The sequence below is a fragment of the Hyphomonas sp. genome (genome assembly GCF_040882205.1).
In the GTDB taxonomy this organism is placed as follows: Bacteria; Pseudomonadota; Alphaproteobacteria; order Caulobacterales; family Hyphomonadaceae; genus Hyphomonas.
On the sequence record NZ_JBBEBT010000211.1, the window covers coordinates 1 to 3,252 of the forward strand.

Annotated in this window: 2 protein-coding genes; one reads left to right on the forward strand and one right to left on the reverse strand. The window is 63.6% G+C overall.

The annotated features are described in order from the left end of the window. Positions 1–1,896, forward strand: a 1,896-nt coding sequence (gene parE, locus WEA77_RS08735; RefSeq protein WP_368067486.1) for a DNA topoisomerase IV subunit B, incomplete at its 5' end; no start/stop codon positions are given. Between the two features lie 179 nt (positions 1,897–2,075). On the opposite strand, the gene WEA77_RS08740 is transcribed toward parE, so the two are convergent. Continuing rightward, positions 2,076–3,252, reverse strand: a 1,177-nt coding sequence (locus WEA77_RS08740) for a transglycosylase domain-containing protein (RefSeq protein ID WP_368067487.1), incomplete at its 5' end; no start/stop codon positions are given.

The following is a 3,252-nucleotide window of genomic DNA, read 5'->3' on the forward strand; positions in this document are numbered from 1 at the left end:
CGCCCCGGCATGTATATCGGCGGCACCGACGAGCGCGCCTACCATCACCTCTTCGCCGAAGTGCTCGACAACGCCATGGACGAGGCCGTCGCGGGCTATGCCAACCGGATCGAGATCAAGGTCACCGCTGACGGCTATCTCACCGTCACCGACAATGGCCGCGGCATCCCGGTCGATCCGCACCCGAAATTCCCCAAGAAATCAGCGCTTGAAGTCATCATGACCACGCTCCACTCAGGGGGCAAGTTCTCGGACAAGGCCTATTCCACGGCCGGCGGCCTGCACGGCGTTGGCATCTCGGTCGTCAACGCCCTCTCCGAGCATGTCGAAGTCGAAGTCGCCCGCGACCGCACGGTGTATCGCCAGGAATTCTCGCGCGGCGCCCCGATGGGTAAGCTCGCCAAGGTTGGCACAACGCCCAACCGGCGCGGCACCTCGGTCCGCTTCAAGCCGGACCCTCAGATCTTCGGCGACAAGCTGCGCTGGCGCCCTGCCCGCCTCTTCGGAATGGCCCGCTCGAAAGCCTACCTTTTCCGCGGTGTTGAAGTGCGCTGGTCCTGCGACGCAGACCTCCTGCCCGAAGACTCGAAAATCCCCGCCGACGCCGTCCTCTCCTACCCCAATGGCCTTGCCGATCAGCTGGAAGAAGTCTTCCACGACAAGGCCACGATCACCGAGGCTCCCTTCACCGGGCTCGTTGACATGGGCCATGACGGCAAGTGCGAATGGGCCATCGCCTGGACACAGGCCGGCTTCGGCGAGCAGGACGGCTTCGCCCGCTCTTATTGTAACACCATCCCGACCCCCGAAGGCGGCACCCACGAGGCCGGGTTCCGGTCGGCCATAACCAAGGGCCTGCGCAATTTCGGCGACCTGACCGGCAACAAGAAAGCCGCCGAAGTGACCGCCGAAGACGTCATGGGTCATTCCGGCTTCCTTCTCTCGGTCTTCATCCGGGGCCCGGAGTTTGTCGGCCAGACGAAAGACAAGCTTTCTTCAACGCACGCCTTCCGCCTCGTCGAAGCCGCCGTACGCGACCATTTCGATCACTGGCTCGCCCAGTCCCCCAAGGAAGCAAACAAGCTTCTCGGCTGGGCGATCGACCGCGCGGATGAGCGCGCCAAGCGCCGCAAGGCGAAGGAAATCAGCCGCAAGTCGGCCACCAAGAAACTTCGCCTCCCCGGCAAGCTGGCCGACTGCTCGGCCAAGGGTCCGGAAGGCACCGAACTCTTCCTCGTCGAAGGCGACTCGGCCGGCGGCTCCGCCAAGCAGGCCCGCAACCGCGAGACGCAGGCGATCCTTCCCCTGCGCGGCAAGATCCTGAACGTCGAAAGCGCCTCCGACGACAAGCTGATGGGCAACCAGGAACTCGCTGACCTCTCCCTCGCCCTTGGCACGGAGCTTGGCCGCAAGTTCAATCTCGATGACCTGCGCTACGAGCGCATCATCATCATGACCGACGCCGACGTTGACGGCGCCCATATCGCGGCGCTGCTGATCACCTTCTTCTACCGCCTCACGCCCGGCCTGATCGAATCCGGTCGGCTTTATCTGGCCCAGCCGCCGCTCTACAAGCTCGCGAACAAGGGCAACATCCATTACGCCATGGACGATGAAGACCGTGCACGGATCACCAAGGAACACTTCAAGGGCAACCAGAAAATCGACCTCACCCGCTTCAAGGGTCTCGGCGAGATGAACCCCGGCCAGCTGAAAGAGACCACGATGAACCCCGCAAGCCGCGTCCTCGCGCGCGTCACCCTGCCGGACTCGATGGACGAACTCACCGAAATGAAGCCCGCCGACCTGATCAACACCCTGATGGGCAAAAAAGCCGAACTCCGCTTCAAGTTCATCCAGGACAACGCTGCCTTCGTGGAAACGCTGGACATTTAAGACAGACAATCCCTCGCAAAGGCTGCGCAGCAGCCGTTTGGCCCGGGACCCCGCCCGCCAAACAATGCAACCGGCGCCCTTCCCATCTTGGGCAGGTAAACTGCATGTGAGTAGGGGCCCACCGCGCAGCGATGGGAGGTGCGGGTCTCCTCCCAAAAGAACCTGAAGGTGAGCGCCGCCTACTCCGCCTGCTGGATCATCCCGCCGCCCGCACTGGCGGTCACCGTGCCGCCCGACGCGCTGCCGAAAGCCTGTGCGAGGCCGCGGTAGAAGGCAATCCGGTCTTCCGCATCCGGAGCAATGACCAGCGCGAGGCCTTCGCCGGCCAGCGGTGCGGGCTTCTTTCCCTCATGCGCAATCTCCATGATGTCCGACCAGAGGTCAGCCGGGAGGCCGCCGCCGGTCACCTTGTTCATCGGGCTGTCATCGTCATTGCCGATCCATACCCCGCCAACATAGGCCGAGGTGAAGCCGATGAACCAGGCATCGCGCCAGTCCTGGCTGGTGCCGGTCTTGCCTGCCACGGTCCAGTTGCCGAAGCGCGCCTTTTGGCCAGTGCCGATCGGGGCGCTCACCACCCGCGTCAGCATGGCATTCATGTCGGCGGCATAGTCCTCCGCATACACACGCTCCGGTTCGATGGCCGGCTGCTCGAACAGCACATTGCCGCGCGTATCGGTGACCTTCGCAATGATCCACGGCTCCATGCGGCGCCCGCCGGACTGGAACACGCCATACGCGCCGGTGATCTCCCAGAGGTTCACTTCCTGGCTGCCGAGTGACAGAGAAGGATAGGGTTGCATGTCGCTGCGGATGCCAAAACGCTTCGCAAGGTCGATCACCCGCGCCGGATTTGATTCGTTGCCAAGCTCCGCCGCGACCGTATTTGTCGAACGCGTCAGCGCCTCGCTCAGGGTCATCGGCCCGATGAACTCGCCATTGTAATTGACCGGCTTCCATTTGCCTATGCTGATGGCCCGGTCATTGAACACGTCATAGGGAGAATAGCCGTCTTCCAGCGCCAGGGCGTATACGAACGGTTTGAAGCTCGAGCCGGGCTGGCGTTTGGCCTGCGTCACGCGGTTGAAGGGTGAGGTCTTGTAATCTGTGCCCCCGGTCATTGCGACCACGCGGCCATCCTTGCCGAGGATCAGCGCCGCCGCCTGCGTCGCTTGCAGGGCCGGGCCGTCTTTCTTCATCCGCTCGGTGATGCGCTGCTGGATGCGCGCCTGCAGTTTCGGATCAATCGTCAGCGTCACCACCGCATCGCCCGGCATGCGCGGCAGCGCCGCAGCCAGCCGCTCGGTCGCCACATCGATCACATAGCCCAGCTCGGCGTCATAGACCGGCGGCGTA